The sequence below is a fragment of the Streptomyces sp. NPDC007095 genome (assembly GCF_040634475.1).
Classification (GTDB): Bacteria; Actinomycetota; Actinomycetes; order Streptomycetales; family Streptomycetaceae; genus Streptomyces.
This window is the reverse complement of record NZ_JBEYFS010000445.1, coordinates 1-3,781: the sequence shown is the minus strand read 5'-3', so window position 1 is coordinate 3,781 and position 3,781 is coordinate 1. Positions and strand designations below refer to the sequence as shown.

2 protein-coding genes and 1 pseudogene are annotated in these 3,781 nt (G+C 71.4%); all 3 read right to left on the bottom strand.

Annotated features, from left to right (window positions below; genetic code table 11):
• A partial coding sequence (gene eccCa / locus ABZ656_RS56970) for a type VII secretion protein EccCa (RefSeq protein WP_360280486.1) occupies positions 1–2,381 on the bottom strand: 2,381 nt, incomplete at its 3' end.
• Positions 2,382–2,424: 43 nt separating this feature from the next.
• Positions 2,425–3,594 carry a hypothetical protein gene (locus ABZ656_RS56965; RefSeq protein ID WP_360280483.1) on the bottom strand — a complete coding sequence of 390 codons (1,170 nt, stop codon included), beginning with the start codon at positions 3,592–3,594 and terminating at the stop codon, positions 2,425–2,427.
• A 10-nt stretch (positions 3,595–3,604) separates the two neighbouring features.
• Positions 3,605–3,781 (bottom strand): annotated as a pseudogene (locus tag ABZ656_RS56960) (type VII secretion integral membrane protein EccD); the annotation flags it as partial.

Genomic DNA, 3,781 nt, shown 5'->3' with positions numbered 1-3,781 from the left:
TCCGTGCCGGCTTCGAGGGGACCGGCCGCGGTGTCGAGGGTGATGGCGTCAGGCAACGGCGGCAGCCAGATCCGGCGTACCGGCGGGGCCGCGGTGGCGAGTTGGCCGACCATCACCGACATCACGGTCGGCCCGGTCTCGCGCTTGGTGGCGGCGTACTCCTCCGCGGCACCCTCATGGGGTGTGCCGAGCGTGTTGTACGTCGGATACGGCGAGGCGAGCGGTTCGTCGTCCAGCTTGTCGCGCAGGACGGGCCCGAGGTGGGCGCCGGAGACGTACCCGGCCTTGAAGCGTTCGTAGGTGGAGGTGTCGACCTTCAGATAGCCGAAGCCCGGCAGTGGCGGCAGGTGGAAGGCGTCGGTGGTGTCCAGTACGGTGCGCGACTCGTCGGCGGAGAAGGTCCGCAGGCCCAGGCGGTACGACAGGTACGTGTCCAGGCCCTTGAGCTTGCCGCCTTCGATGCGCTGGCTGGACAGCAGCAGGTGAACGCCGATGGAGCGGCCGATGCGGCCGATGGACAGGAACAGGTCGATGAAGTCCGGCTTGGCGGTCAGGAGTTCGCCGAACTCGTCGATGACGACGAACAGGTGCGGCAGGGGTTCGAGGTCCGGGCGACCGGTGGCGCGCAGGGCGGCGTAGTGGCCGATGTCGGCGATGTTGCCGGCGTCCTTGAGCACCTGCTGGCGGCGCTTCACCTCGCCGGCGAGACTGCTGTGGACGCGCTCGACGAGCCCGGCCTGGTTCTCCAGGTTGGTGATCACGCCTGCCACGTGCGGGAGGTCGGTGAACGGGGCGAAGGTGGCGCCGCCCTTGTAATCGACCAGGACGAGGGCCAGGTCTTCGGGGGAGTGGGTGGCGGCGAGCGCGAGGACGAGGGTACGCAGCAGTTCGCTCTTGCCGGAGCCGGTCGCGCCCACGCACAGCCCGTGCGGGCCCATGCCGAGCTCGGAGGACTCCTTCAGGTCCAGCAACACGGGCTCGTGACGGTCCGTAAGGCCAATGGGTACGCGCAGGAACGCTCGCTCGCCGCGCGGCGCCCACAGTCTTTCGATGTCGAGTGCCGCAGGGTCGTCGATGCCCAGCAGGCGGGGGAAGTCCACCGGCCCGGAGACGGGGGTCCCCTCGGCCGTGGACTCCGCCGACAACCTGACGGGGGCCAGCATCCGGGCCAGTCCCTCCGCGCCCGCGACGCTCACGGCGTCCGATGAGCCCGGCGTCACCGTCGATGTCTCGCGCAGGTCCTCCACGATGATCCGGTCGCTCTCGACGGTGACGCGGACCGCCACCTGATCCGGCTCGTGCACCTGCTGCTCCAGCAGATGCAGCACGGTCACGCCCATGTCCGGCAGATCGACCGCCGTGTCGGGGCGGGGCAGATCGGTGGCCGTCTCGCCGTACTCGTCGCTGACGACCAGCAGCCGACCGGTCATCCGCAGCGCGCCTCGGTCCGACAGTCCGCGCCGAACCTCCGCCGCGTACGAGGCCCGCTGCAGCAGATCATCGCGGCACAACGCGGCCAGCTGGGCCAGGCTCGGCGCGATACGGCGGGCGGCGACCGGACCATCGCGCTTGCCCGGATCGAGTACGTGAGGCAGCCACTTCGCCCACTCCCACGCGGCCAGCCGGTCGCGGGGTACGCCGAGCGCGACGGCCACGTCGTCCGGTGCGTGCGTGACCGCCGTCTGGACCAGCAACGCGCGAGCCACCCGCAGCACACCCTCGCGGTCCCCGACGACGCTGACGTTGCCCGCCCGGTCCAAGGGCACGGTGAGGGGGAAGTCCGTCGCCGTGCCGAACCGGTGCTGCAGGGCGCGGGCCTCGTTGAGCATGAACGGGTCCGGCGGAGTCAGGACCCCGCCCGCGCTGTTCTGCCCGACCACCAGCTCCTGCACCAGGACGTCTCCGGTGCCCACCCGTACCCGCAGGAAGTCCGGGTCCTGACGGCGCCGCTCCCACAACCGTGCCGGATCGCGCACCAAGTCGTACAAGGCCTCGGGCGGTGGATCGAGCAGCCGGGACTGCCGGCGCCGCTCCCGCTCGTCGGTGCCGAGCTCGTCGCGCAGTTCCTCCAGGTATTCGAGGTAGCGCTCGCGCTGGGTGCGCCGGGTGCGCTGTGCCTTGCCCCGCTGGGACAGGAACAGTGCCACCGCGCCGAGCAGCGCGAAGACCAGGACGATCGCGCCGAGCGCGGCGAACTGGCTGTTGCGGATGACGGTCATCATCACGACCGAGCTGATGACACCGGCCATCGGCAGCAGCGCGGTCGCCGCGTTGCCGATCTTCCCCTCGGGCAGGTTCGGCGGCGGCTCGATCGTGCGCGGCCGGGCGGGGGCGAGGGGGCGGGTGGAGCGCGCGGGCCGGTGGACGAGGTGCTGGGTCACGGACGGGCCTTTTCTCGAACGGGTCCTGAAGCCTGGTTCGTGCTCATCTCACCCTCACCGCACGGTGCATCGCCTCCGCGGCCAGGCGGACGGCGGCGTCCCGGGTGGCCTGGCCCAGCATGGCGGTGTGGATGGGGCCTCCCTGGGCCAGATGCCGGTCGTAGGGGAGCGGGACGACGGACACGCCCGTCTCTCGCAGGTGCGCGGCGGCCGTCTTCTCGTCGAGCGTGGTGTCGGGGGAGCTCGCGGACAGCGCCACGACGGTGCCGGCCAGGGCGGAGTGCGGCAGCTGGGCCAGCCAGTCCAGGACCTGCCGGGTGCCGTTGACGCCCTCCGCGGTCATTGGGGCGACCACCACCCGGGCATGCGCGGTGTCCATCGCCGTACGCGCCACTTCACCGGGCAGGGTCTCGCAGTCCACCACCGTCACCGCGAAGTAGCGCCGCAGCGCCAGTGTGACCGTGCGGTAGGTGCGGACGTCCATCGGCGCGCCGACGCGCCCCTGACTCGCGGGCAGCAGCCAGCCACCGTCGGCCACCGGAACCAAGTAGCCGGTGACGTCGGTGAGTTGCATCGCGGGGGTGAGGATCTGTGCGAGGTCCGCGCACGACCAGCGCACCGATTCGGCGCCCATCCGTACGGGGAGGGTGCCGAGTGCGGCATCGGCCTCCAGGGTGAGGACAGGGTCGTGTCGGTAGTGGTTGAAGGTGCGGCCCAGCAGGGCGGAGACGGTCGACTTGCCCACTCCGCCCCGGATGGACGTGACCGCGATGACCCGGCCGGTGGTGACCGGTTGCTGCAACTCCCGGGCGAGGCGTGTCTCTTCGGTGACGTCCTGCGCGGCTGACGAGGCGAGTTTGCGGAGCGTGCGTCCGGTGCGGCGGGACACGGAATCGCCGTGTTGGGGGCGACCCAGAGCGTGTGCCAGGCGGGGGTCGACGGTCGGCACGGACTCTGGGGTGTGCAGGGGAAGCCGGGGATCACGGGGTGACCGGACAGCGGGTTCCGGCTTCGGCGCCGGGGCGGCGTGCTGAGGGAAACCCTCAGCGGCGGTGGGACCCGTATCGGTGGGCGGCTCCGGGGCTGGGTGCGTCAGTTGAGGCCGCGCAGGGGGCTCGGTGGACTCGGAGGCGGGCCCGGCTGCTTCGTCCGCTGCATCGTGCTGCCCCAACTGCCGCAGCACATCCTGCTGCCAGTCCCCTCCCTGAGCCATGGAGTTATCCCTACGCGAAGGTGTCGAGCAGACGCCCGTACACACCGAAAGCCCCGATGACGAGGGGGACGAGGGCGATGACTCCCACCGACTCGAGCACGTCGCCGAAGCGCCGCAGCCGGATCCGCACATGCTCGGCGGGCTGCACCGCCAGCACCAACAGCGGCAGCACGGCCAGCGTGACGAG

Excerpts from the sequence above, each read along its gene's own strand:
- ABZ656_RS56965 (WP_360280483.1), bottom strand. The coding sequence starts at position 3,594 with ATGGCTCAGGGAGGGGACTGGCAGCAGGATGTGCTGCGGCAGTTGGGG.